This is a genomic window from Streptomyces sp. NPDC001100, assembly GCF_053598575.1.
In genome coordinates this window covers 135,490-159,647 of sequence record NZ_JBSFKO010000020.1, presented here as the reverse complement: position 1 = coordinate 159,647, position 24,158 = coordinate 135,490, and the positions used below count along the sequence as shown (strand labels likewise).

The window sequence follows — 24,158 nt, the reverse complement described above, 5'->3', positions numbered from 1 at the left end:
GGCGCGGGCCCTCTTTGTCCCGCTACGGCCGCTACTGCGGGTCGGGGCCGACGGCGACCGGGCGCTCCGGGTCCGCGGACCACTCCGACCAGGAGCCGACGTAGAGTCCGGCCGGAATGCCCGCCACGGCAAGGGCCAGCACCTCGTGGGCGCCCGAGACGCCGGAGCCGCAGTAGACGCCCACGCCCGCCCCCTCCGTGGCACCCAGGGACTTGAAGCGGGCGGCCAGTTCCTCCGCCGGGAGGAAACGGCCGTCGGTGCCCACGTTCTCGTTGGTCGGCGCGGAGACGGCGCCCGGGATGTGGCCGCCGACCCGGTCGATCGGCTCCACCTCGCCCCGGTAACGCTCCCCCGCGCGGGCGTCGAACAGGACCCCGCTGCGGGCCAGCACGGCGGCACCGTCCGCGTCCAGGAGTTGCACGGCACCCGGCTCCGGCGTGAAGTCGCCCTCGGCCGGCGTCGGCGTATCCGTCTCCAAAGGACCCTCCCAAGAGGGAAGGCCGCCGTCGAGGACCCGCACGTCCGGGTGACCCGCCCAGCGCAGCAGCCACCACGCGCGGGCCGCCGCCCAGCCCTGGCCGCCGTCGTACACGACGACCGCGCGGTCGGCCGATACACCCGCTCGGCGCATCGCGGAGCCGAAGCGTGCGGTGTCGGGGAGGGGGTGCCGGCCGCGGGCGCCGGGGGCCGAGGCGAGTTCCTGGTCGAGGTCTACGTAGACGGCACTTGGGATGTGCCCGGCCGCGTACTCGGCGTGTCCGTCGAAGGGCGGTTCACCTGCGGCCTTCGCGACGCTGAGCTGCCAGCGGATGTCGAGGAGGACCGGCGGGTTCGACCCGGCCAGATCGCTCGCCAGTTCGGATGCGGAGATGATGGCGTTCATGGACACCATCCTCGCGCAAGGGGTGGCCGACACGGCCGGGTCCGACTACTCTGCCCGCCGGACAGTCTCGGTCACGAGGCGTACGGGATCGAGCACATGGTGTACAACCGATGGACACCCCACGGCAATCAACCAGAAACGGACGAGGGGCCACAGACCGGGCATCCTCCGTACGTGAGCCGCCCGTCGACGGCGCGGCCGGGGCGCGTGGCGCCGCAGGGGGTGCGAGCATCGGCTCGGGGCGTGACGCGGCTGCGGCACGCGGATCCGCAGTGCGGAAGAAACGGCCACCGCGAGGGGCCGAGGAGAAGGTGACGATGACCGAGGCACGGGGGTCGGCCGGCCTGAACGGCGACACGCACACTCGGCGTACGCAGGGCACACCCTGCTGGGTGAGTCTGATGGTGCACGGCATGACGACGACTCAGGAGTTCTACGGGGAGCTGTTCGGTTGGGAATTCCAACCCGGTCCCCATCAGCTCGGCCCCTACGTGCGGGCCCTGCTCGACGGGCAGGAGGTGGCCGGCATCGGCCAGCTGCCGCCGGACCGGCATCTGCCCATCGCCTGGACGCCGTATCTCGCCTCGGACGACGTGGACCAGACGGCCGAGACGGTACGGATGTGCGGCGGCACGGTAGGGGTGGGTCCCCTGGACGCGGCCGAGGCGGGCCGCCTGGCCATCGGCTCCGACCCGTCGGGGGCGGTGTTCGGCATCTGGCAGGTCGCGGAACACCTCGGCACGTCCATCACGGGCGTCCCCGGCACCCCCGCCTGGAACGAGCTGCTGACCTTCGAGACCGCGAGCGTCGCCAAGTTCTACGAGGCGGTGTTCGGCTACGAGGGGGTCCCGGTCGACTCCGCGGACCTCGACTACGTCACCCTGCACCTGGACGGCACCCCGGTCGCCGGCATCCACGGCGTCGGCACGGCCCTGCCCCGCGACCGGGGCCCGCACTGGATGACGTACTTCGAGGTGGCCGACACGGACGAGGCCCTGCGCCGCGTCGCAGACCTGGGCGGCCACACCCTCGAACCCTCCCACGACAGCCCCCACGGCCGCGTGGCCACGGTCGCGGACCCCGAGGGCGCAATGTTCTCGGTGATCCAGGGGCCGCGGTAGCCCTTCGGGTCGCTTCCGGGGTGGTGCGGGCGGATCAGCCGCTCCGCACACCCGGAGGGGGCAGCCCGAAGTCGTGATCCCTAGGCCGACGTCATCGGCAGTACATCCGGTGACAGTGCCGCCGCCCGTGCCGTGGCCGACGTCATGCGGCGGCGGTGGTGGCGGCGGCAAAGGACCTCGTAGCCGATGGCCTCCGCCTGGTTGACGTCGCCGACGACCACCTGGGCGCCCTCGACGACCATCTCGCCGCCTATCGTGCGGGCGTTGTGGGTGGCGCGGGCGCCGCACCAGCACAGGGCCTCCACCTGGAGGACCTCGACGCGGTCGGCGAGTTCGACCAGGCGCTGGGAGCCGGGGAAGAGCTTGGAGCGGAAGTCGGTCGTGATGCCGAAGGCGTAGACGTCGAGGCTCAGATCGTCGACCACGCGCGCGAGTTGGTCGATCTGGACGGGCGCCAGGAACTGCGCCTCGTCGGCGATGACGTAGTCCGCGCGGCCGCCCTGAGAGAGGTGGTCGACGAGATACGCGTACAGGTCCTGCTCGTCCTCGACCTCCACCGCGTCGGTGACCAGGCCGAGGCGTGACGAAAGCTTTCCCTCGCCCGCGCGGTCGTCCCTGGTGAAGATCACCCCTGCCAGGCCGCGCGCCGAGCGGTTGTGCTCGATCTGGAGCGCCAGGGTCGACTTCCCGCAGTCCATCGTTCCGGAGAAGAACACCAGCTCGGGCATGGGAAGTTGAGCACCTTTCGGCAAACAGGAGGACGGTGGGGCTTCAGGAGCGTACTTCGAGCAGGGGGACCAGCTGTTCGGCAGGGGTCATGGAACCGTGGTTGCCGACCATCACCGACTCCTTCGGCTCCCGCTCGGACGCGATGACCAGGACGTCGTCCCGGGCCGCCACGATCACGTCGCCGAGGCGGTCGTGGACGCGCTCGTCGACCGTCGGGCCGAACCAGCCCGCCGCGATCGCCTCGTCACGCGACGCCACCCAGAACTGTTCGCCGAGGACCTCACGCCAGCAGGTCAGTACGTCGTTCTCGGCGCCCCGGACCGCGTAGACATGGCGTGCGCGGCCCTCGCCGCCGAGCAGGGCGACCCCGGCGCGCAACTCCCAGTCCGCGTCGAAGTCGATGCGGTGCTCCTCGTCGAAGGGCACGTCGATCATGCCGTGGTCGGCGGTGACGTACAGCGCGCTGCGCGGCGGCAGTTGCTCGGCCAGGCGCTGGACGAGCCGGTCGACGTACATGAGCTGGCCGCGCCAGGTGTCCGAGGCGACGCCGTAGCGGTGGCCGGCGCCGTCGAGTTCGGCGTAGTACGTGTACACCAGGGAGCGGTCCCCGGCGGCCAGTTGCTCGGCCGCGAGGTCCATGCGCTCCTCGCCGGTCAGCCGCCCGAGGAACGTTCCGCCACTGAGCGCGACCTTCGTCAGCGGGGTGTTCTGGAAGGTGGGGGACGAGACCTGCGCGGCGTGCACGCCCGCGGCCTGGGCGAGTTGGAAGACCGTGGGGTAGGGCTGCCAGGTCTTCGGCTCGGTCCACGGGTGCCAGCGCAGCTGGTTCATCAGCTCGCCGGTGGCCGGGTTGCGCACGGTGTAGCCGGGCAGCCCGTGCGCGCCGGGCGGCAGGCCGGTGCCGACGGAGGCCAGCGAGGTCGCGGTGGTCGCCGGGTAGCCGGCGGTCAACGGACGTCCTGTGCCGCCACGTGAGCTGCCGAGGAGCGCGTGCAGATACGGCGCCTCGTCGGCGTGGTCCTTGATCTGCTCCCAGCCGAGGCCGTCGACCAGGAAGACGCAGTTGCGGTCGGCCGCGGTCAGTTCCGGGATCGCCGCGACCGTACCGGGAACGCCCATTCCGGCGGCCAGCGTGGGCAGCAGGTCGGCGAGGGAGCCGGAGCCGTACTCGGGGACGGGTGCGGAGGCGACGGCGAGGGGTTCGGGGTGGTCCCAGGTTGCGGGCTGCGCCATCAGCGGGGAACGTCCGCGGTCGCCTCGGAGAGCGACTGCGCGAAGGCAAGGGTCTGCTGCACCGTCTCCGGGCCGTCCCCGGCCTCGCTGACGCGCAGGCTCAGGTCGTCCGCCGTCGAGTTGCCCGTGTAGCCGTGGTCGGCCTCGCAGTTGGGGTCGCCGCAGGCGGCCGGCTCCAGGTCGATCCGGGAGACGGCACCCCAGCCGATGGTCAGCACGACCTCGCGGGGCGGTGTGCCCGGCTTGTACGACTCCGGGTTGGCGACCACGCGGCTGAGCACCACCGACGAGATCCGGCCGATCTTCACGGACTCCGTGGACGTCGTGGCGTAGGGCGTCGGGGAGGTGCTGTCGGCGGCCTGCTCGTCGGTGTGGCTGACGATGAAGCGGTTGCCGGTGAGGACCAGCACGGTCACATGCCGACGCACCTCGTTCTGGTCGAACGTGGTCTCCTGATGGACCAGGAACGACCGGATCGGCTCGCCGCCCACGGCGGCCTCCACCGCCTCGGCCACGAGGGCCGGGTAGTAGCCGCTGCGCTCGATCGCCGCACGCAGCCCCTGGGTCGTCGTACTGGTCTTGGCCATGACGTCCATCCTACGGTGGCCCACTGACTGCGAGGCACCGCCGAGCACGGTCTTGTCACAGCCGTCTCAGTACACGGGACCAGCACCCGGAAGCGGTCTCCCGCGCGCGGGAGGTCCGTCAGTAGACGGGAAGTGTCCTCGGGCCGAGGTCGTCGCGGACCGGCGGCGGGGCCAGGCGGACGGAGGCGCCGAGCACGCTCAGGCCGTGCGCGGCGACGACGACCGGCTCCAGGGTCACCGCGACCACCTCGGGGTGGTCGTCGACCAGCCGTGACACCCGCAGCAGCAGCTCCTCCAGGGCCGGCGTGTCCGCGGGCGTCGAGCCGCGCCAGCCGAACAGGAGGGGCGCCGTCCGGATCGACCGGATCAGCGAACCGGCCTCCCGGTCCGTGACCGGGATGAGCCGGTGCGCGGTGTCCCCGAGCAGCTGCGAGGCGGCTCCGGCGAGCCCGAACGACAGCACGGCCCCCGCCGCCGGGTCGATGACGGCCCGTACGACGGTGTCGACCCCGCGCGGCGCCATCCGCTGCACCACCGGCCGCAGTTCCTCCGGCTTGCCGAACAGCTCGCCCAACTCGGCGTACGCGCGCCGCAGTTGGTCCTCGTCCGCGAGATCCAGGCGTACGCCGCCCAGGTCCGCGCGGTGGCGCAGGTGCGGGGCGGTGGCCTTGAGGGCGACCGGGTAGCCGAGGGTGCCGGCGGCCTCGGCGGCGGCATCGGGGGTGGGCGCGGGCAGCGCGCGGTGGACGTCGACGCCGTACATGCCGAGCAGTTTGCAGGTCTCGTCGACGCCGAGCGTGAGGCCCTGCCCGCGCGCGAGGAGCCCGCCGATCAGCCGGGCAGCTCCCTTCTCGTCGATGTCCTCGTACTCGGGCACCCGGCCGGGGTCGACGGCCTCGCGCCGCCACTGGGCGTACTTCACGGCTTCGGCGAGGGCGCGGACCGCGCGTTCGGCGGCGGGGTAGGCGGGGATGAGGCCGACGCCTTCGGGGGCCTGCGGCGCGGCCGACGGTCGTTCCGCGGGGCGAGGGGTGTCCCCTCGCTTCGAAACGGCCCGCGGTGCCGTGCTCATCGCGGCCGACAGCGCCGCCGCGAGTCCGCCGAGCTCCACATGCACCACCAGGACGGGCTTCCCGGGAACCTCCTCGGCCGCCGACCGCAGCGCCTCTGCCAGCGCCGCGTCCTCCTCCGGCCCCTCCCCCACGGCGGGTATCGCGGTCACCACCACGGCGTCGCAGGAGTCGTCGGCCAGCGCCCCCGACAGCGCCCGGTGGAAGTCCGCCGCCGCCGCAGCCGTCGTCAGATCCACCGGCGGTGTCGGGCGCAGCCCCTCGGAGAGGCACGCGTCGTACGTCAGCAGCCCCAGTGACTCGGAGTTCCCGACGATCGCCACCCGTGGCCCGCCGGGCAGCGGCTGGCGGGCGAGCAGCAGCCCGGTGTCCACGAGTTCGGTGATCGTCTCGACGCGGATCACGCCGGCCTGCCGCAGCAGCGCGGACACCGTGGCGTGCGGCAGGCGGGTCGCGCGTACGGCGTGCCCCTGGGGAGCGGATCCGGCGCCCTGCACCACGACGAGGGGCTTCGCCGCCGCGGTGCGCCGGGCGAGGCGGGTGAACTTGCGGGGGTTGCCGATGGACTCCAGGTACATGAGGGCGACGTCGGTGTCGGGGTCGTCGTACCAGTACTGGAGGACGTCGTTGCCGGACACGTCCGCGCGGTTGCCCGACGACACGAACGTGGAGACGCCCGTGACACCGGTGACGCCGCCGCCGCGCCGGTGCAGCCGGGAGAGCAGGGCGATGCCGATGGCGCCGGACTGGGCGAACAGGCCGATGCGTCCGGGGCGGGGCATCTCGGGAGCCAGGGACGCGTTCAGCCGTACGTCCGCGGCGGTGTTGATGACCCCGAAGGCGTTCGGCCCGATGATCCGCATGCCGTACGTGCGCGCGTGCCGGACGAGTTCGCGCTGGCGCTCGCGTCCCTCGGGGCCGCTCTCGGCGTAACCGGCGGTGACCACGACGAGCCCCTGCACCCCGTGTTCGCCGCACTCGGTGACGACCTGGGGGACGTGTTCGACCGGGACGGCGACGACCACGAGGTCGACGGGGCCTTCGATGTCGCGCACCGAGCGGTACGCCGGCACCCCGTCGAGTTCCTTCTGCCCTTCGGGGAAGGCCTTGTTCACGGCGTACAGGCCGCCGGTGAATCCGGCGCCCCTGATGTTGTCGAGAACGCTGCGGCCCACCCCTCCGGGGGTACGGCCGACACCGACGACGGCGACCGAGCCGGGCACCAGCAGGCGTCGTACGGACCGCGCTTCGGCGCGCTGCTCCCGTGCGCGCTGCACGGCGAGGGACCTGTCCGTGGGTTCGAGATCGAACTCCAGGCGTACGACGCCGTCCTCGAAGCTGCGCTTCTGGGTGTAGCCGGCGTCCGTGAACACCTTGATCATCTTGTTGTTGGCGGGCAGCACCTCGGCGGCGAAGCGGCGGATGCCGCGCTCGCGGGCGACGGCCGCGATGTGCTCCAGGAGGGCTGAGGCGACGCCCCTGCCCTGGTGCGCGTCCTGTACGAGGAAGGCGACCTCGGCCTCGTCGGCGGGGGCGGACGCGGGACGCCCGTCGGCACTAATGCGGTCATAGCGTACGGTGGCGATGAACTCGCCGCCGACGGTGGCCGCGAGTCCCACCCGGTCCACAAAGTCGTGGTGCGTGAAGCGGTGGACATCCTTGGCGGACAGGCGAGGGTACGGCGCGAAGAAGCGGTAGTACTTCGACTCGTCGGAGACCTGCTCGTAGAAGCTGACCAGGCGATCGGCGTCGTCGACGGTGATGGGCCTGACGCGCGCGGTACCTCCGTCGCGCAGCACGACGTCGGCTTCCCAGTGGGCGGGGTACTCGTGCCGGTCCGACGAGGTCTGCTGCATGGGGCCCAGCGTACGGCTCGCGTCCGACAACGGCGCGAGGCAGTCTGTGGGTGAATGCAGCGAGGAGACGAGGGGAAGTGGGGCCGAGGCCGCGGTCCGACCCCCCTTTCCGGACGGTCCGCGAGACCGGTCCGGGCTCGCTTCACGTGTGGGAAACTGGTCTAGACAACCCTGAGACTCTGAAGGGCAGCATCACATGGCTGAGCGCCGCGTCAACGTCGGCTGGGCGGAGGGCCTTCACGCCCGCCCCGCCTCCATCTTCGTCCGGGCCACCACGGCCGCAGGTATCCCCGTGACGATCGCCAAGGCCGACGGCAACCCCGTCAACGCGGCCTCCATGCTCGCGGTCCTGGGCCTGGGCGCCCAGGGCGGCGAGGAGATCGTCCTCGCGTCGGACGCCGAGGGCGCGGACGCGGCCCTCGACCGGCTGGCGAAGCTGGTCGCGGAGGGTCTTGAGGAACTCCCCGAGACCGTCTGAGCCCCCCTCTTTGCGCCTAAACCGGCGCCGCTCTCGCGGAGGTGGTTGCGCTCCGTCGGGGTTCCTCAATTGATGGTTGCGGTGCTTTTCTCCGCAAAACCACGTACGCAACCTCGAAGGGCTCGCCCGAATTACCGGGCGAGCCCTTCGCAATTCCATTCGCGGGCAGCAGAAATAATCCCCCGCGAATTACCTCTTCTTTGTATACGGCGCCCGTGTTAATGCCGGAGACCCGACATGTTTACGGGAGGTTGCGAAGTCCTCACACGCTCCGTGCCGTTCGCCCCGCCGGGAAAGCGCAGCCGGTGCGCGCTGCCCGCGCGCTCGGTGTGCAGGGCGGTGATCGCCCGCGCGCGCTCGGCGTCGCCGCGCGCCACGGCGTCCACGATCGCCCCGTGCTCCGCCCAGGACTCCACGGGATTGGCCGGCGCCTCCACCGCGTACATCCAGGCGATCTTGTGCCGCAGCTGGGTCAGCATCGAGGTCAGGGCGGGGCTCCCGGAGGCCTGGGCCAACGTCTCGTGGAACCAGCTGCCCAGGGAGCGCAGATCCTCGCTGTTGCCCCTCCTGGCGCGCTCCTGGCCCAGCCGGACGAGGCCGCGCAGCACCTTGAGGTGAGCCTCGGTGCGCCGCTGGGCGGCCCGCGAGGCGCCGAGCGGCTCCAACAGCATCCGCATCTCCAGCAGGTCGGCGGCCTCCTGCTCGGTCGGTTCCGCGACGCACGCGCCCGCGTGCCGCCGGGTCACCACGAACCCCTCCGCCTCCAGGGTCCGCAGGGCCTCCCGCACGGGGACGCGCGAGACGCCGTAGCGGCGCGCGAGGAGTTCCTCCGTGAGCCGGCCGCCGCGCTCGTAGACACCGGCGACGATGTCGTCCCGGATCGCCGTGCATACCGAGTGCGCCGGAATACGCATGTCCGACCTCCGCCTTAATCCCCGTGAAACGTCGACGATTGACGTGTGTTCCGTGACTCTATTGCAATCAGCGTGAATTTCCGATGGCGGACCGGAATCCATGGATATTTTTTGGACAGGAGGGGTCCGGAAACGCCGAAAGCCCCGGCCGACGGGCCGGGGCTCCGGGAAGTGCGCTGGTGCGTCGTCAGACGTTGACGCCGTGCTTGCGGAGGTAGGCGACGGGGTCGACGTCGGAGCCGTACTCGGCGGTCGTCCGGGCCTCGAAGTGGAGGTGCGGTCCGGTGACGTTGCCGGTCGCCCCGGAGAGGCCGATCTGCTGGCCCGGGGTGACCTTCTGGCCGACGGAGACGCCGATGGACGACAGGTGGCCGTACATGGTGTACATGCCGTCGGCCATCCTGATCACGACCTCGTTGCCGTACGAGCCGCCCCAGCCGGCCTCGACGACGGTGCCGGAGCCCACCGCGTGGACGCTGGTGCCGGTCGAGGCGTGGAAGTCGATGCCCGTGTGGGCGCCGGAGGACCACAGGGAGCCGCCGGTCTTGTAGCCGGTGGACACATAGGAGTTGGCGACCGGCGCGACGAAGGTGTTGAGCCTCTTGCGCTCGGCCTCGCGGGCGGCGCGCGCCTGGGCCTCACGGGCCGCCTCTGCCTGGGCGGCGGCCTTGGCGCGGGCGGTCTCCTCGGCCAGCGTCTCGGCGGCGGCCTGCTGCTGGGCGACGGCCTGGGCGTCGATCTTCTGGGCCACGGAGTCGCCGATGGCGACGACGGGCGTGAGTCCGGTCTGTTCGGGGGCGGGCTCCGCGGCGAACGCCGGGGCGGCGGCCAGGGTGCCTACGACGCCGGAGGTGGCGAGAGCCGCGACACTCGCGGCGCGAACGGTGGTGCGGTGGGTCCGGCTCGGGCGACGGTGCTTCCCGGTGGCGCGGGTGAACGCCATGAAGTGGCTGGTCCTTTCCTTCCTTCTCGCCTACCGGGTTAGCTGACGGGTTCGGAGCAGGAAGGTCTCCTACGGACTCCCCCGCCACGCGCGCGGGCGTCCGATTCACCCCAGGGACTCATGTGGGTCCCCGGCTCCCCTGGCTCGCGCCGTACGGGGACTCGGCGATGACTGTCCGGTGCCGCGAGTGCGGCGCGGTGCCTGACGGACAGCCGGACCGACGCTAAGGGGGGCCACTTTCAATCCCCAAACGGATCACGGGTTTTGTTGCGCATGCCACAGGGCAGACGGGCAACCTCTCCCTCAATTCGGACAATAGGGAGCCCTGGTGACGCTTCAGTCACCAGGGCCTCCCCACGCGCGCGTGCCGCTCCTGCGGCTACTCCGCCGGAACGACGGTCACTTCGCCGATACCGAGGGCCTCGACGGGCTCCTTGATCTGCTCCGCGTCGCCGACGAGGATCGTCACCAGACGCTCCACCGGGAAGGCGCTCACGACCGCCGCGGTGGCCTCCACGGTGCCGGTCGCGGCGAGCTGCCGGTACAGCGTCGCCTGGTAGTCGTCGGGCAGGTGCTGCTCGACCTGGTCGGCCAGCGTGCTCGCCACGGCGGCCGCGGTCTCGTACTTGAGCGGCGCCACCCCGACGAGGTTCTGTACGGCGATGTCCCGCTCGGCGTCGGTGAGTCCGCCCTCGGCGAGCTTGCGCAGCACCGTCCACAGGTCGTCCAGGGCCGGACCGGTGTTCGGGGTGTCCACGGAGCCGCTGATGGCGAGCATCGACGCGCCCGTGCCGTCCGGTGCCGAGCGCAGCACCTGGCCGAACGCCCGCACACCGTAGGTGTAGCCCTTCTCCTCGCGCAGGACGCGGTCCAGGCGGGAGGTGAGGGTGCCGCCGAGGCAGTACGTGCCGAGTACCTGGGCCGGCCACACGCGGTCGTGCCGGTCGGCTCCGACGCGGCCGATGAGCAGCTGCGTCTGGACGGCGCCGGGCCGGTGCACGATCACGACCCGCCCGCTGTCGTCGGCGGTCACCGGCGGCACGGGGCGCGGCTGGGCGGTGGAGCCGGTCCATGAGCCCAGAGTGTCGGCGAGCAGCGCGTCCAGGTCGATGCCGGTGAGGTCGCCGACGACCACGACGGTGGAGGTCGCGGGGCGAACGTGCCGGTCGTAGAAGGCGCGTACGGCCCCGGAGTCGATCTTCTGGACGGTCTCCTCGGTGCCCTGGCGCGGGCGCGACATGCGCGAGCTCGCCGGGAACAGCTCCTTGGAGAGCTCCTTGGCCGCGCGGCGGGACGGGTTGGCCGTCTCGTGCGGGATCTCGTCGAGGCGGTTGCGGACCAGCCGCTCGACCTCGCTGTCCGCGAAGGCGGGCGCCCTGAGGGCGTCCGACAGCAGACCGAGGCCCTTGGCCAGGCGCGAGGCCGGGACCTCCAGGCTCAGCCGGATGCCCGGGTGGTCGGCGTGCGCGTCGAGGGTGGCGCCGGAGCGCTCCAGCTCGGCGGCGAACTCCTCGGCGGAGTGCTTGTCGGTGCCCTCGGAGAAGGCACGCGCGGTGATCGTGGCGACGCCGTCCAGTCCGGACGGTTCGGCCTCCAGGGGCGCGTCGAGGAGCACCTCGACGGCGACGACCTGCTGGCCGGGGCGGTGGCAGCGCAGGACGGTCAGGCCGTTGCCGAGCGTCCCGCGCTCGGGCGCCGGGAAGGCCCACGGCCTGGCCTCGCCCGCCTGGGGCTGCGGGTGGAATTCCATCGTGGCGAGCTCGGTCACTTGGCCGCCTCCTCGTTCTCGTCGCCGGCCTCGGCCGCTGCTTCGTCGTCGTCGGCATCCTCGTCCGCGATCGGCTCGTAGACGAGCACCGCGCGGTTGTCGGGCCGCAGGCGCGCCTTGGCGACCTCCTGGACCTCCTCCGCCGTCACGTCCAGGACGCGCTGTACGGCGGTCAGGGCGAGCTGCGGGTCGCCGAACAGGACGGCGTACCGGCACAGTTCGTCCGCGCGGCCCGCGACCGTGCCGAGCCGGTCCAGCCACTCGCGCTCCAACTGGGCCTGAGCGCGCTCCATTTCCTCGGCCGTGGGGCCCTCCGCGGCGAACCGGGCGAGCTCCTCGTCGATGGCGGCCTCGATGACGGGCACCTCGACGTCCCCGGACGTCTTGACGTCCAGCCACCCCAGGGAGGGCGCTCCGGCCAGCCGCAGCAGCCCGAAGCCGGCCGCGACGGCCGTACGGTCGCGTCGTACGAGGCGGTTGTAGAGGAGCGAGGACTCGCCGCCGCCGAGGATGGTGAGGGCGAGGTCGGCCGCGTCGGACGCGCGCGTGCCGTCCTCCGGGAGCCGGTAGGCGCACATCAGGGCGCGGGCCGGGACCTCCTCCTCGACGACCTCGCGCAGTTCGCCGCCCATCGTGTCGGGCAGTGAGCCGTCACGGGGCGCGGGCTTGCCGTCGTGCGAGGCGATGGACCCGAAGTACTTCTCGATCCAGGCGAGTGTCTGCTCGGGGTCGATGTCGCCGACCACGGAAAGGACGGCGTTGTTGGGCGCGTAGTAGGTGCGGAAGAACGCGCGCGCGTCCTCCAGGGTGGCCGCGTCCAGGTCCGCCATCGAGCCGATGGGCGTGTGGTGATAGGGGTGCCCCTCCGGGTAGGCGAGGGCGGTCAGCTTCTCGAACGCCGTTCCGTAGGGCACGTTGTCGTAGCGCTGGCGGCGCTCGTTCTTGACGACGTCCCGCTGGTTCTCCATCGACTCGTCGTCCAGGGCGGCGAGCAGGGAACCCATGCGGTCGGCCTCCAGCCAGAGGGCGAGCTCCAACTGGTGGGTGGGCATGGTCTCGAAGTAGTTGGTGCGCTCGAAACTGGTGGTGCCGTTGAGCGAACCGCCCGCGCCCTGCACCAGTTCGAAGTGTCCGTTGCCCTTCACCTGTCCGGAGCCCTGGAACATCAGGTGCTCGAAGAGGTGAGCCAGGCCGGTACGCCCCTTGACCTCGTGGCGGGAACCGACGTCGTACCAGAGGCACACCGCCGCGACCGGGGTCAGGTGGTCCTCGGAGAGCACCACGCGCAGACCGTTGGCCAAACGGTGTTCGGTCGCTGTCAGACCGCCGGACCCTGCCTCGGCGGTGGCCGTGTGACCCATGGGCATGTACGTCCCTTCGATCGCGGATTCTCTGGCTGGAACCGCAGAAATCCTGCTCGTCCCGCCACTGTATGCAAGCGTGCGGACCGTCGGCGAAGTTCCCGGCGGACGTACGCCGAGAGCGAGATCGCGTAGCCTGCGGGCAGTCGCACACGTGGACCCACGCGGCAGCCGTCGGTGACGGAGCCGAGCGGCCAACGCCGGGTCCTGGTCCGCGTTGTCAGTGCCGCGGTCCACAATGGTTCACGTCAAGACCCCGTTCACGCTTCAGCAAGAGTGAGCCGAAGGGGAGCGACCCCCAGGCGAGCGACCAGAAAAGAGGAGCCGGCAGCGATGGCCCGCCGCAGCACGAAGACCCCGCCGCCCGACGACTCGTTCGAGGAGCGGATCCTCGACATCGACGTCGTCGACGAGATGCAGGGCTCCTACCTTGAGTACGCCTACTCGGTCATCTACTCCCGGGCCCTGCCGGACGCCCGGGACGGCCTGAAGCCGGTCCACCGCCGGATCGTCTACCAGATGGACGAGATGGGCCTTCGCCCCGACCGCGGCTATGTGAAGTGCGCGCGTGTCGTCGGCGAGGTCATGGGCAAGCTGCACCCGCACGGCGACGCGTCGATCTATGACGCCCTGGTGCGCATGGCCCAGCCCTTCTCCATGCGCGTCCCCCTGGCCGACGGCCACGGCAACTTCGGCTCGCTGGGCAACGACGACCCGCCCGCCGCCATGCGGTACACCGAGTGCCGGCCGTCCGAGGCCGCGAACCTGATGACCGAGTCGATCGACGAGGACACGGTCGACTTCGCCCCGAACTACGACGGCCAGGAGCGGGAGCCGGTGGCCCTGCCCGCCGCCTTCCCGAACCTGCTGGTGAACGGCTCGTCGGGCATCGCCGTCGGCATGGCCACCAACATGCCGCCGCACAACCTGGGCGAAGTCATCGCGGCAGCCCGCCACTTGATCCGCTATCCGAACGCGGACCTGGACACCCTGATGCGGCACGTCCCAGGCCCCGACCTGCCCACGGGCGGCCGGATCGTCGGCCTGACGGGCATCCGGGACGCGTATGAGACGGGCCGCGGCACCTTCAAGATCCGCGCCACCGTCACCGTGGACAACGTGACGGCGCGCCGCAAGGGCCTCATCGTCACCGAACTGCCCTTCTCCGTGGGCCCGGAGAAGGTGATCGCCAAGATCAAGGACCTGGTCGGCGCGAAGAAGCTGCAGGGCATCGCCGACGTCAAGGACCTCACCGACCGCGCGCACGGTCTGCGCCTGGTCATCGAGATCAAGAACGGCTTCGTACCGGAAGCGGTCCTGGAGCAGCTCTACAAGCTGACGCCGATGGAGGAGTCCTTCGGCATCAACAACGTGGCACTGGTCGACGGCCAGCCCCTCACGCTGGGCCTCAAGGAACTCCTGGAGGTCTATCTCGACCACCGCTTCAACGTCGTACGGCGACGCAGCGAGTTCCGCCGCACCAAGCGGCGCGACCGCCTCCACCTCGTCGAGGGCCTGCTCACCGCGCTCATCGACATCGATGAGGTCATCCGGATCATCCGCTCCAGCGACAACTCCGCGCAGGCGAAGCAGAGCCTGATGGACCGCTTCTCGCTGAGCGACATCCAGACGCAGTACATCCTGGACACACCCCTGCGCCGCCTGACCCGGTTCGACCGGATCGAGCTGGAGTCGGAGATGGAGCGACTCAACGCGGAGATCGCGGAGTTGACCCGCATCCTGGAGTCGGACACCGAACTGCGCAAGCTGGTCTCGACCGAACTGGCCGCGGTGGCCAAGAAGTTCGGCACCGACCGGCGTACGGTCCTGCTGGAGTCGGCGGGCTCCCCCGACGCCACCGTGCCGCTCCAGGTGGCCGACGACCCGTGCCGGGTCCTGCTCTCCTCGACGGGCCTGCTGGCCCGTACGGCGAACGGCGAGCCCTTCCCGGAGGACGCCGACGCACGGCGCGTCAAGCACGACGTGATCGTCTCGGCGGTCCCGGCGACGGCCCGCGGCGAACTGGGCGCGGTCACCTCGGCCGGCCGCCTCCTGCGGATCAACGTCGTGGACCTCCCGCAACTCCCGGAGACGGCGTCCGCGCCGAACCTCTCCGGCGGTGCGCCGGTCTCGGAGTTCGTCTCCCTGGACGAGGGCGAGACGGTCGTCTGCCTGGCAACGCTCGATGAATCGTCCCCGGGCCTGGCCATCGGCACGGAGCAGGGCGTCGTCAAGCGCGTGGTCCCCGACTACCCCACGAACAAGGAGGAGTTGGAGGTCATCACGCTCAAGGACGGCGACCGGATCGTCGGCGCGATCGAACTGCGCACCGGCGAGGAGGACCTCGTCTTCATCACGGACGACGCCCAACTCCTGCGCTACCAGGCCTCCCAGGTGCGTCCCCAGGGCCGCCCGGCCGGCGGCATGGCGGGCATCAAGCTCACGGACGGCGCGAAGGTCATCTCGTTCACGGCGGTCGACCCCGCTGTGGACGCGGTCGTCTTCACGGTCGCGGGCTCGCGCGGCACCCTGGACGACTCGGTCCAGACGACGGCCAAGCTGACCCCGTTCGACCAGTACCCCCGCAAGGGCCGTGCCACCGGCGGCGTCCGCTGCCAGCGCTTCCTGAAGGGCGAGGACTGCCTGTCCCTGGCCTGGGCGGGCGCCGTACCGGCGAAGGCCGCCCAGCGAGACGGCACACCCGCCGAACTCCCGGAGATGGACCCGCGGCGCGACGGCTCGGGGGTGTCGCTGCCGAAGACGGTGTCGGTGGTGGCGGGGCCGGTGTAGCCCGCGCCCTCGACCCCTACGGTTCCGAGTAGGGGTCGAGTTCCGGCTCGGATTCCGGTTCCTGATCCTCCGGTTCCTGATCCTCCGGTTCTTGTACGTAACGCAGGACGCCCCACATGCCGTGCTCGTCGGCGTGTGGGGCGTCGCCGTCCTGGCACGCCTCCAACTCCTTGCCGAGCGCGGCCAGTTCGAGACCGGTGCCGATCAGCACGAGCTGAGTGAGCCGGGCGTCCCCGCTCGCCCAGGGCTCGGGATAGAACCGCAGGAACCGTCCTACGGCGTGCACGGCGTACCGGTTGCGCGGATCGTGGGCGCCGAAGTCGACGTACCCCTTGATCCGGTAGAGCCCCTCGGGCCTGCTGTCCAGGAACCCCATCAGCCCGCGCGGATCCATGGGCACCTCGGAGGCGAAGGAGAGGCTGTCGTAGGCGGTGTGCAGATGGCCGGCATGGTCGTGCTCGTCGCCGGTGTGCTGGTGCAGATCGTCGAAGGTCAGCTGTCCGACGCGCTCCTCGCTTGGCCTGCAGTCGAAGAGGAACTCCGGGTCGATACGGCCGTAGGTGGCGGGCACCACGGCGGCCCCGTCGGTGAGGGAGCGGACGAGTCCGAGGACGCGCGGGGCATCGGCTGCCGCCCGGTCGAGCTTGTTGACCACGACGAGGTCTGCGAGGGCGAGATGCCGGTCGATCTCGGGATGCTTCGCGCGCGTGTCGTCGAACTCGGCGGCGTCGACGACCTCGACGAGTCCGCCGTAGACGATCCCCGGGTGTTCGCTGGCGAGCAGCATGCGCACCAGTTCCTCCGGTTCGGCGAGTCCGCTGGCCTCGATGACGATGACGTCGATACCGGTGGAGGGGTGGGCGAGCCGCTCCAGATAGACGTCGAGTTCACTGGCGTCGACGGCACAGCACAGGCACCCGTTGCCGAGCGAGACGGTCGAGTCGCCGAGGGCCCCGGCCACGGCGAGCGCGTCGATCTCGATCGCCCCGAAGTCGTTGACGATGGCGCCGATACGGCTGCCTCCGCTGCGGTGCAGGAGGTGGTTGAGCAGGGTCGTCTTGCCGGAACCGAGGAATCCGGCGAGGACGACGACGGGGATCTGCGGGGGGCTTGAAACCGGCGCCCCGCTCTCGCTCGGGCTCGGGTGCGCGCTCGGGTTCTGCGGGCTCAACGTGCGACCTCTTTCACGCCGACGCGTGCACCGGATCGCGTCCGGCTGCACGTACGGAGGTTGAATGCCGCCCCAGGATACGAGCCGGAAGAATCGCCGCTAAGTGAACGATTGTTAGCACTCCTTGCGGGGCACACGTTGGGGAAGGCGCCGGTTCGTGCGACCCTCGCTTCCCTCCGTGCGCCTCCTCTCCGCCTCCCTGCCGATCAGAGCCGCTCGGCACTCTGGGAGACGGCAAGCGCCGCCCATCGCTCGCCGGTCCCCATCAGTCGACCCGCACCCCGACGACCGGCGGACGGCCGCCTGATTCGGGGGTTATTGACATGGCCACACGGAACGTGGGGATGCGAAGGCTCGGCTCAGCCGTCAGAGCTTGGGTCGCGGCCGTCGCCGCGCCCCTTGCCGGGCCGGTCTCACGCCGTCGGCACAAAGCGGCCCTCGCCGAACAGCACCGGCTCCACTTCGCCCTGCTGTGCAAAGCCATGGACGACCCGGCCCTGGCCAGCGTCCTCGACACGTACGAGACCCCCGTGCCGCCCGAGAAGCAGCGTCAGTACCTCTTCGCGAACGCGCTCTACGTGAACGCCCTGCACTACCACCGAATCGGTGCCCTGTCCCTGGCCGAGCTGCACGGCCACTTCCGGGTCATGTGCCAGAACCCGGTCTTCCGCGAATACTGGGCAGCCACCGAGCACCACCGGAAGAGCCTGCCTGACGCCTCCGAGGAGGCGGGGCTCGGCCACGTCATGGACGAACTGATCCAGGAACTCGACGACTCGGACACCGACGAGTGGTGGGTCGTCGGGGAGACGCCGGGCGATTCACCGTGACCGCAGACGGGTCCCAACGCCCCGAAAGCACTCCGTCAAGAGCAGACGGCAGAGTTCACCTGAATGCTTGCTGTTAACCGGCCCACCACGAGTCGCGGAATGGTCTACCTTGTCGTCTGGCCCCCTCCGGGCACTCCGACGAACACCCTTCACGCTCGGAGACCTGCGGTTCCGGCGCCACACCTGCCCGGGGTGCCGCACCGCTCGGAGTCCCCATCCCTCCGAGCCACAAGGAGCCACACTCGGAGAACACTCCGAGTAAGATTGGTAACACTACGTGAGAATCGTGCGACGTGTCGGGGCTTCGCCTCGCGAGCGAGGCAGCGCCACTGGCCAGACTTGCCCCGATATCTTCGAGCTCAGTGACGGCGACTTCGCCGTCATCGGGCGCGAAGCGACTGCGGAACTCGACTCCGAGCTCCCTCCTGACGCCGCACGTGCCGACTACGAGCGCATCGTCGTCATCAGTCGCGAGACCCTGCTTCGCGCGAAACAGGACATCCCCGACGCCTGACACCTACGACCATCAAGGCACGTCTCCCCCTTCAGTTCACACCCAGGACTTGCACATAGAGAACCCGGCACCCTGCGGTGCCGGGTCTCCGGCCACAGGCCTCATCTTTCATCTGAGCCCAACCCGTCAACTCCCCTCCGTCCCGCTTGGGTTCACGAGCCGCGTCCCTCACGTGAGGACACAACCGTGGACTCGGCGGCGCGGGACGCCATCCCGCACACCCAGGGCCTTTGGGCCGGGAGGGAGCCGGTCTTGAAGCGCAAGCGGACGGACCGGTGGCGGATCCATGTACGGCAGCACGTCTCATCGGAGCGTGTGTGCGCGACCTGCGAGATCTTCCTTGTGATCGCGTGGATCATCCAGCACTGCCCGTGGGTCTGAAGCACGAGGGCCCCGGCTGAGTGATCGGCCAAGGCCCACGTCCACCACCAGGGCCTCGTCCTCAAAGTCCTAGCCGACGGCAGGACGAGGCCTTCGTGTGTCCCTTAATGGATACACGCGCGACGCGACAGGAAGCAACACAGCCCACCGCCGCACCAGCGGCGAACGCAGGCCGCCCCCGGGGAGCCAGCCTTGCCTCAAGTCATCGCCGGCACCACTACCGGCGCCCCCACCCCCACATACCGAGCCACCGGCCGAATGATCTTCGAATCCTCCGCCTGCTCCACCACATTCGCACCCCACCCCACCACCCGCGCCGCCGCGAACGTAGGAGTGAACATCTCCCGCGGCAGCCCGCACAGTTCCATGACCAGCCCCGCGTAGAACTCGACGTTGGTGTGCAGCTCGCGGCCCGGCTTGAGTTCCGCGAGGATGGCCTCAACCTGACGCTCCACCTCAACCGCGAACTCCACCCGAGGCCCACCGAACTGCTGGGCGACCTCGCGCAGCATCCGCGAGCGCGGGTCCTCCGTGCGGTAGATCGCGTGGCCGAAGCCCATGATGCGGTCGCCGGCGAGGACGCGTTCACGGATCCAAGGGTCGATACGGTCCGGGGTGCCGATCGCGTCCAGGGTGTCCAGGGCGCGGCTGGGCGCACCGCCGTGCAACGGGCCCGAGAGCGCCCCCACGGCTCCGACCAGACAGGCCGCCACATCCGCACCCGTCGATGCGATGACCCGCGCGGTGAAGGTTGACGCATTGAATCCGTGGTCAATGGTTGAGATCAAGTATTGCTCGATCGCCCTGGTCTGCTGCTTGTCCGGCTCCGAACCCGTCAACATGTAGAGGTAGTTGGCCGCGAAGGAGAGGTCCTCGCGCGGCTCCACCGGGTCGAGCCCTTTGCCGAGCCGGTACAGCGCGGTCAGCAGTGTCGGTACGGCGGCCGAAGCCACAAGGGTGTCCCTGCGGCGCGCATCCGCGTCGATGTCGTACACCGGCCGGAAACCCTTCGCGGCGCCGAGCAGCGACAGCGCCGTGCGCATGCCGGAGAGCGGTCCGGACGTCCTGCTCGCCGCCGCCACGGCGGGCAGCGCGGCCCGCACCCCGTCGGGCAGCCTGCGCAGTGCCGCGGTCTCGGCGGCGAAGGCGGCACTCTGTTCGGCGTCCGGCAGGTCGCCGTGGGCCAGGAGATGCCAGACGTCCTCGAAGCCGCGGGTCCGCGCGAGCTCGACGGCGGAGTACTGGCGGTAAATTCGGTGCACCGCTCTGACCTGGACTTATGAAGGCCGAAACGGTTGTGACCTGCTAGGACGGGTCGCAGAGGCGATCGGAGGCAGTCAGAGGGAAACGCTCTGATTCGACCCCGGTTCGACCCGGGCCGCTCGGAGGCAGTCAGAGGCGATCCCTCTGATTTTGGCTCCGAGCGGACCCGAGTTGGCCGGCTCGATCAGGGCAACACCTCGACGCTCTTCGCTTCGCCCCGGTCGAGCCGCGATGGGAAAGCCTGCCTCTCGTCGGAGCCAGGCATACGAAAGCCCCCAGGACCGGAAATCCTGGAGGCTTCGTTGGCACCGATTGGAGGTCGGTTCCGGACACCACCCCTGGTTTTAGCCGGCCTGGGTGGCGTCCACGTCTTTGCGAGACGCCTTCAGAATGCCATACGACATACCGACTCCGCACTACTCGCAGCATGCTTCACCCCAGCCAGAGGCAGTCGCAGGCCCCCACACCACGCGGCAGGGCCTCGCGAAGCTCCCGCGGACGGCGGCTGATCTGGTCCTTCTCGGAGACCTCACCGGCCGCTACGCCTCAGGCAGCTACAGCCGGCTCGATCGTCAAGGACACGTAGTCCTGCGTCAGGTCCGGACGGGCGTGGCCGAGCACGGTCACCGCGTCACGGCGGCCATCGCCTGCCACGTGGCCCGGGCCGGCGGAACCGTCAGCCAATTGACGGAACTCCTCCTGCATCCGGATCACGAGGGCGGCAGGCACGCACAGTACATCGCTCTCCGCTCCGGCCAGGCCCGTGCCCTCGCCTACATCGAGCGCGTGTGGAGGAACGCCAGCGCCACGGTCACCAGCACCGTGAGAGTCGCGTCGCGCCAGGACGTGCACGAAGACCTTGCGGCCCTCCGTGACCGCATCGAGGTCACGCCCTGGCGTGGGGAGCGGGGACGCACCGCTTTGCGGGTGCTGCGGGCGCATCTCAACTTCGCCGAGGCCGCCGGCGGCCGTCTGCACGCCGCAAGCGAGCGCCAGGCCGCCGAGGAGGCCGGGATCTCCCGGCAGACGCTCCGCCACGCGTACGAGAGGGTCCTGAAGCCCGGGGGGTGGCTGCGCCGGCTGAAGGTCGGACGCGGCACGGAGGGCTCCTCCTGGTACCTCGGCAACGGTCTCAACGGCACGGCAGACAGCTGGACTTCTCACACACAGACCACTCAGTTCCCCCCCTCCCCGGCACTTGAGGAGTGGACCACCCCTGAGACAGCCCTTACGGCCGATGTCGACTCAACCGTCATCGCCCACCTGATGGCCCACGACGCCTTCGCCCACGGCGCGCTGGGCAGTTCCGCTCTCATGATCATCGGAGCCTTGCATGCACGCCCGGCCCAGACCGTCGGTGAACTCGTCATCACCTCGTCCGTCTCCCGCGCCACCGTCTACCGCGCCCTCGACCGCCTCACTAGCCACGGCCTCGTGCACCACATCGGCGAGACCTGGATCCTGGCCCCCCGCGCCCTCGAAGGCTTCGGTAACAGCCTCCCGGAGGCTGTTACCGCCCCGCACGTTGTGCTCTCACGTGGCTGGGACGCGGTCGCCACTCATCACGCAACCGCGGGCCTCGCAGCACGCCGGAGGGCACTGCACGCGGCCGAGCGGTCGGCGTACCGGATGACGCTGGACCGGCTTGCGGGACATCGCAGCAGCGCCATGGTGATCGTCCGCGACGGCCGCCAGATCCTCGTTCCGGCCCCGCGCCCAGACGAGATCCCCTCCACCGTGCAGGCCCGCAACGGATTCGTCCTCGATCCGGTCACCGGACAGCCCTCCCCGGACTGGCGGATCGCCACTGACGGCCGCCTGATCCTCATCACCCCTGCCGACCAGCGCAATTACGACGAACTGGCCGCCGCCCATGCCGAAGCCCTCAGCGAATGGGAGTCCGCAGCATGAACTCACAACCCCCGTGCACACCCGCCGACGATGAAATACGGGCCCCGCAGTCTCTGCGTGAACGGTATGAGTCCGGTGCCACGGTCCAGGAGCTCATGGCTGCCAGCGGCCTGTCGTACGGCACTCTCCTCAACCGGCTACGCGAGGCCGGGACCGTGATGCGCACCTCGTGGCAGACCCGCCGGATGCGCGCGGATCCGGAAGCGCGTCGGCGTCTCGCCGTCCATCTGCGCGTCCTCTATGAGAAGCACGGCGCGACCCTCACCGAACTCGCGTCAGCCGCAGGAGAGACGAGGACCGTCGCGCGAGGCCTGCTCGTCGAGGCCGGCGGCACCGTGCGCACGACGCAGCAGACGCTGCAGATCCGCTTCGCAGCGCGTGCCGCCGAGCGGCAGAAGCTCGCACAGTCGTTGCGGGCGAAGTACGAGGCGGGTGCCACGGTCCCGGAACTTGCGCAGGAGTGCAGGTACTCCATCGGCACGGTCTACCGGCTCCTGCACCAGGCAGGCACTCGTATGCGGGCCAAGCACCGCCATGGACCCGCTAGCCGGACGCAGAGGCGGTCATGAACCCCTGCCCTCTTGCGGCTCCTCCCGGCGGAGCCGTTCGCCTCAAGTGCCCACCCGCTCACCATCCCAGCCACGGCGGCGTGCCGAGGGCTCCTCCCTCCGCTTGGCAACCCCCGGAGAACGTGTCGACGCCGTCGACAGCCCGACCAAGATCAACACCCCATTTAATGTTGAGGAGATCAAGCACACGTGAACGAGAACATCCGTCACAAGACCCTGGCCGCGGCCACGGCGAGCGTCTGGGACGCGTTCGTCATCGTCGTCGGCATGCTCAAGGGCGGCACCGCCAAGACCACCTCCGCCTGGTTCATCGCCCTCTACTACGCCGTCGTCCTCGGCCTGCCCACCCTGCTGCTGGACGCCGACGCGACCAGCCAGTCCGCCTACGACTGGTTCAAGGTCGCCCAAGCCGCCGGATTCGAGATCCCGGCCAACCTGGTGATCGAGCGGCACCCGTTCGACGACATCGCCGAATACATCTGTGAGAAGCGCGCCGAGTTCGGCGCGATCGTGGTCGACGCCGGCGGCGGCAGCGCCAAGTTGTTCCACGAGGCCGTCACCGAAGCGAACCTCCTGCTCGTGCCCGTCGCACCCACCAAGATCGAGCGCCGCAAGCTCGTGGCCACTTTCGACGAGGCCGAGCGCGCCGCCGCCCGCAACGAGCGCGACGTCACAGCCCACGTGGTGCTGGTGAAGGCCGATGACCGCACCAGCCTGCCCGGCACGGCGAAGGACAAGCTCCTGGACCCCGCCAAGGGCGAGGGCATCGGGCCCGACCGCGATGAGCCGTTCCCGCTCGCCGAGACCGTCATCCACTCCTGGGTGCACTACATGGAGGCCTTCGGCGAGATCCCGACCGACCTGAGCGAGTACGTCGAGCTGATGAAGGAGCTGACCGCACCATGACTGAGAAGAACGAAAGGCCGAAGCCGCCCCGCCGTCCCGGTCGCGCCCTCGGCGCAACCAAGACGACGGCGTCCCCTCCTCCGGCTCCCCCGTCTGCCGAGCTCACCCCCGAGCAGTTCGCCGCCGAACAGGCCACCGACCAGAGGAAGCCCAGTGCCGCTGCGCAGTCCGCATCCTCCGTCGCTCCCGCCGAGGGAACAGTGCAGGCCCGTACTGTGACGGTGCACCAGGCCTCGGAGCCCTCCATTCAGCCCGGCGCCGGGCTCGTGCCGGGGGAACCCGTGAAGGAAACTGACGCGAGTGCGCCGACTGCTCCAGCCACCGCAGAGCGCGAGGCAGGCACGGAATCCGTCAGGGAACCGGTGGAGCAGTCGACAGCACCCGTACAACCCGAAGCGTCTGCCGATCAGCCCGCCGAGTCGGCCGCTCCCACCTCCCAGCCGGCGCCCTCGCCCATCACTTCCTGGGCGCCCAGCACGGCTCCGGCTGCCGAACTGGCCGTCCGTACGGCGCATCCTGCGGCGGCAGCCGGTTCGACATTCCCCTTGAGGTCTGACAGCCCTGCGGGTCACCAGGAAGAGCAAGCTCGACCTCAGGAAGCCGCACAGGGAGAGCCGTACGCCCACGGCCCGGGCCGTCCGAAGGACATTCCCGAGGCTGCTGTCGTGCTCAACCAGCGCATGATCACGCGCGAGAGCCTCGACTCGTCGGTCCCCGCCGCGCTGAAGCTGAAGAGGCGGATCAAGCGCTTCGCCCTGGACAACGAGCTCGATCATCTGCCGATCGGTGACATCGTCTCGGTCGCGCTGGACGAGTGGCTCACCGCACGCGGCTTCTGACACACGCGACCCCGGGGTGGCCGCGAACGCTCGTCTCGCTC

Annotated in this window: 20 protein-coding genes and 1 riboswitch; of the genes, 9 read left to right on the top strand and 11 right to left on the bottom strand. The window is 70.3% G+C overall.

Annotated elements, in window-relative coordinates; all coding sequences use genetic code 11:
- Positions 1–31: 31 nt before the first annotated feature.
- A complete protein-coding gene (locus ACWDEW_RS27950; RefSeq protein WP_450516041.1) occupies positions 32–883 on the bottom strand; it encodes a sulfurtransferase in 852 nt (283 codons plus the stop codon).
- Positions 884–1,200: 317 nt separating this feature from the next.
- Between ACWDEW_RS27950 and ACWDEW_RS27945 the strand changes: the two genes are divergently transcribed.
- Positions 1,201–2,004 (top strand): VOC family protein, encoded by an 804-nt coding sequence (locus tag ACWDEW_RS27945; protein WP_450516039.1) that lies wholly within the window; start codon positions 1,201–1,203, stop codon positions 2,002–2,004.
- Positions 2,005–2,084: 80 nt separating this feature from the next.
- Here the strand turns inward: ACWDEW_RS27945 and ACWDEW_RS27940 are convergent, their stop codons facing one another.
- From ACWDEW_RS27940 to ACWDEW_RS27925, 4 genes are all read right to left on the bottom strand, one after another.
- Positions 2,085–2,732 (bottom strand): thymidine kinase, encoded by a 648-nt coding sequence (locus ACWDEW_RS27940; protein WP_450516037.1) that lies wholly within the window; start codon positions 2,730–2,732, stop codon positions 2,085–2,087.
- Positions 2,733–2,775: 43 nt separating this feature from the next.
- The gene (locus tag ACWDEW_RS27935; RefSeq protein WP_450516035.1) at positions 2,776–3,966 is read right to left on the bottom strand and encodes an alkaline phosphatase family protein; all 1,191 of its coding nucleotides are present in this window, start codon (positions 3,964–3,966) and stop codon (positions 2,776–2,778) included.
- A complete protein-coding gene (locus ACWDEW_RS27930; RefSeq protein ID WP_019072945.1) occupies positions 3,966–4,553 on the bottom strand; it encodes a DUF5998 family protein in 588 nt (195 codons plus the stop codon). The genes ACWDEW_RS27935 and ACWDEW_RS27930 overlap by 1 nt, the downstream gene beginning before the upstream one ends.
- A 118-nt stretch (positions 4,554–4,671) precedes the next feature.
- On the bottom strand, positions 4,672–7,479 hold the full coding sequence (locus tag ACWDEW_RS27925; protein WP_450516033.1) for a bifunctional acetate--CoA ligase family protein/GNAT family N-acetyltransferase: 2,808 nt from the start codon (positions 7,477–7,479) through the stop codon (positions 4,672–4,674).
- A 196-nt stretch (positions 7,480–7,675) separates the two neighbouring features.
- Here ACWDEW_RS27925 and ACWDEW_RS27920 point away from each other — a divergent pair, with 196 nt between their 5' ends.
- Positions 7,676–7,957, top strand: coding sequence for an HPr family phosphocarrier protein (locus ACWDEW_RS27920; RefSeq protein ID WP_019072943.1), 282 nt, complete (start codon positions 7,676–7,678; stop codon positions 7,955–7,957).
- 218 nt (positions 7,958–8,175) lie between these two features.
- Here the strand turns inward: ACWDEW_RS27920 and ACWDEW_RS27915 are convergent, their stop codons facing one another.
- The 4 genes from ACWDEW_RS27915 to ACWDEW_RS27900 all read right to left on the bottom strand — a co-directional run bounded on the left by ACWDEW_RS27915 (position 8,176) and on the right by ACWDEW_RS27900 (position 12,943).
- Positions 8,176–8,871 carry a GntR family transcriptional regulator gene (locus ACWDEW_RS27915; RefSeq protein WP_450516031.1) on the bottom strand — a complete coding sequence of 232 codons (696 nt, stop codon included), beginning with the start codon at positions 8,869–8,871 and terminating at the stop codon, positions 8,176–8,178.
- Positions 8,872–9,058: 187 nt separating this feature from the next.
- Positions 9,059–9,814, bottom strand: a complete 756-nt coding sequence (locus ACWDEW_RS27910) for a M23 family metallopeptidase (protein ID WP_450516029.1) — start codon at positions 9,812–9,814, stop codon at positions 9,059–9,061.
- 13 nt (positions 9,815–9,827) lie between these two features.
- A riboswitch (cyclic di-AMP (ydaO/yuaA leader) is annotated at positions 9,828–9,991 on the bottom strand.
- A 202-nt stretch (positions 9,992–10,193) separates the two neighbouring features.
- Positions 10,194–11,582: a M16 family metallopeptidase gene (locus ACWDEW_RS27905; RefSeq protein ID WP_450516027.1), complete on the bottom strand. Its 1,389-nt coding sequence runs from the start codon at positions 11,580–11,582 to the stop codon at positions 10,194–10,196.
- Positions 11,579–12,943: a M16 family metallopeptidase gene (locus ACWDEW_RS27900; RefSeq protein ID WP_450516055.1), complete on the bottom strand. Its 1,365-nt coding sequence runs from the start codon at positions 12,941–12,943 to the stop codon at positions 11,579–11,581. The genes ACWDEW_RS27905 and ACWDEW_RS27900 overlap by 4 nt, the downstream gene beginning before the upstream one ends.
- A 333-nt stretch (positions 12,944–13,276) precedes the next feature.
- Here ACWDEW_RS27900 and ACWDEW_RS27895 point away from each other — a divergent pair, with 333 nt between their 5' ends.
- A complete protein-coding gene (locus tag ACWDEW_RS27895; RefSeq protein WP_450516026.1) occupies positions 13,277–15,733 on the top strand; it encodes a DNA gyrase/topoisomerase IV subunit A in 2,457 nt (818 codons plus the stop codon).
- Positions 15,734–15,749: 16 nt separating this feature from the next.
- Here ACWDEW_RS27895 and ACWDEW_RS27890 read toward each other — a convergent pair whose 3' ends face one another.
- Positions 15,750–16,904 carry a CobW family GTP-binding protein gene (locus ACWDEW_RS27890; protein ID WP_450516024.1) on the bottom strand — a complete coding sequence of 385 codons (1,155 nt, stop codon included), beginning with the start codon at positions 16,902–16,904 and terminating at the stop codon, positions 15,750–15,752.
- Positions 16,905–17,227: 323 nt separating this feature from the next.
- Here ACWDEW_RS27890 and ACWDEW_RS27885 point away from each other — a divergent pair, with 323 nt between their 5' ends.
- A complete protein-coding gene (locus ACWDEW_RS27885) occupies positions 17,228–17,734 on the top strand; it encodes a DUF6082 family protein (RefSeq protein ID WP_450516022.1) in 507 nt (168 codons plus the stop codon).
- Between the two features lie 277 nt (positions 17,735–18,011).
- Positions 18,012–18,248: a hypothetical protein gene (locus ACWDEW_RS27880; protein WP_450516020.1), complete on the top strand. Its 237-nt coding sequence runs from the start codon at positions 18,012–18,014 to the stop codon at positions 18,246–18,248.
- 578 nt (positions 18,249–18,826) lie between these two features.
- Here the strand turns inward: ACWDEW_RS27880 and ACWDEW_RS27875 are convergent.
- Positions 18,827–19,891 (bottom strand): citrate/2-methylcitrate synthase, encoded by a 1,065-nt coding sequence (locus ACWDEW_RS27875; RefSeq protein ID WP_450516019.1) that lies wholly within the window; start codon positions 19,889–19,891, stop codon positions 18,827–18,829.
- 610 nt (positions 19,892–20,501) lie between these two features.
- Between ACWDEW_RS27875 and ACWDEW_RS27870 the strand changes: the two genes are divergently transcribed.
- The 4 genes from ACWDEW_RS27870 to ACWDEW_RS27855 all read left to right on the top strand — a co-directional run bounded on the left by ACWDEW_RS27870 (position 20,502) and on the right by ACWDEW_RS27855 (position 24,117).
- Positions 20,502–21,803 (top strand): helix-turn-helix domain-containing protein, encoded by a 1,302-nt coding sequence (locus ACWDEW_RS27870; protein ID WP_450516017.1) that lies wholly within the window; start codon positions 20,502–20,504, stop codon positions 21,801–21,803.
- Positions 21,785–22,372: a helix-turn-helix domain-containing protein gene (locus ACWDEW_RS27865; protein ID WP_450516015.1), complete on the top strand. Its 588-nt coding sequence runs from the start codon at positions 21,785–21,787 to the stop codon at positions 22,370–22,372. The genes ACWDEW_RS27870 and ACWDEW_RS27865 overlap by 19 nt, the downstream gene beginning before the upstream one ends.
- A 189-nt stretch (positions 22,373–22,561) precedes the next feature.
- Positions 22,562–23,278, top strand: a complete 717-nt coding sequence (locus ACWDEW_RS27860; protein WP_450516013.1) for a ParA family protein — start codon at positions 22,562–22,564, stop codon at positions 23,276–23,278.
- Between the two features lie 665 nt (positions 23,279–23,943).
- On the top strand, positions 23,944–24,117 hold the full coding sequence (locus ACWDEW_RS27855) for a hypothetical protein (RefSeq protein WP_450516011.1): 174 nt from the start codon (positions 23,944–23,946) through the stop codon (positions 24,115–24,117).
- The last annotated feature ends 41 nt before the right edge of the window (positions 24,118–24,158 follow it).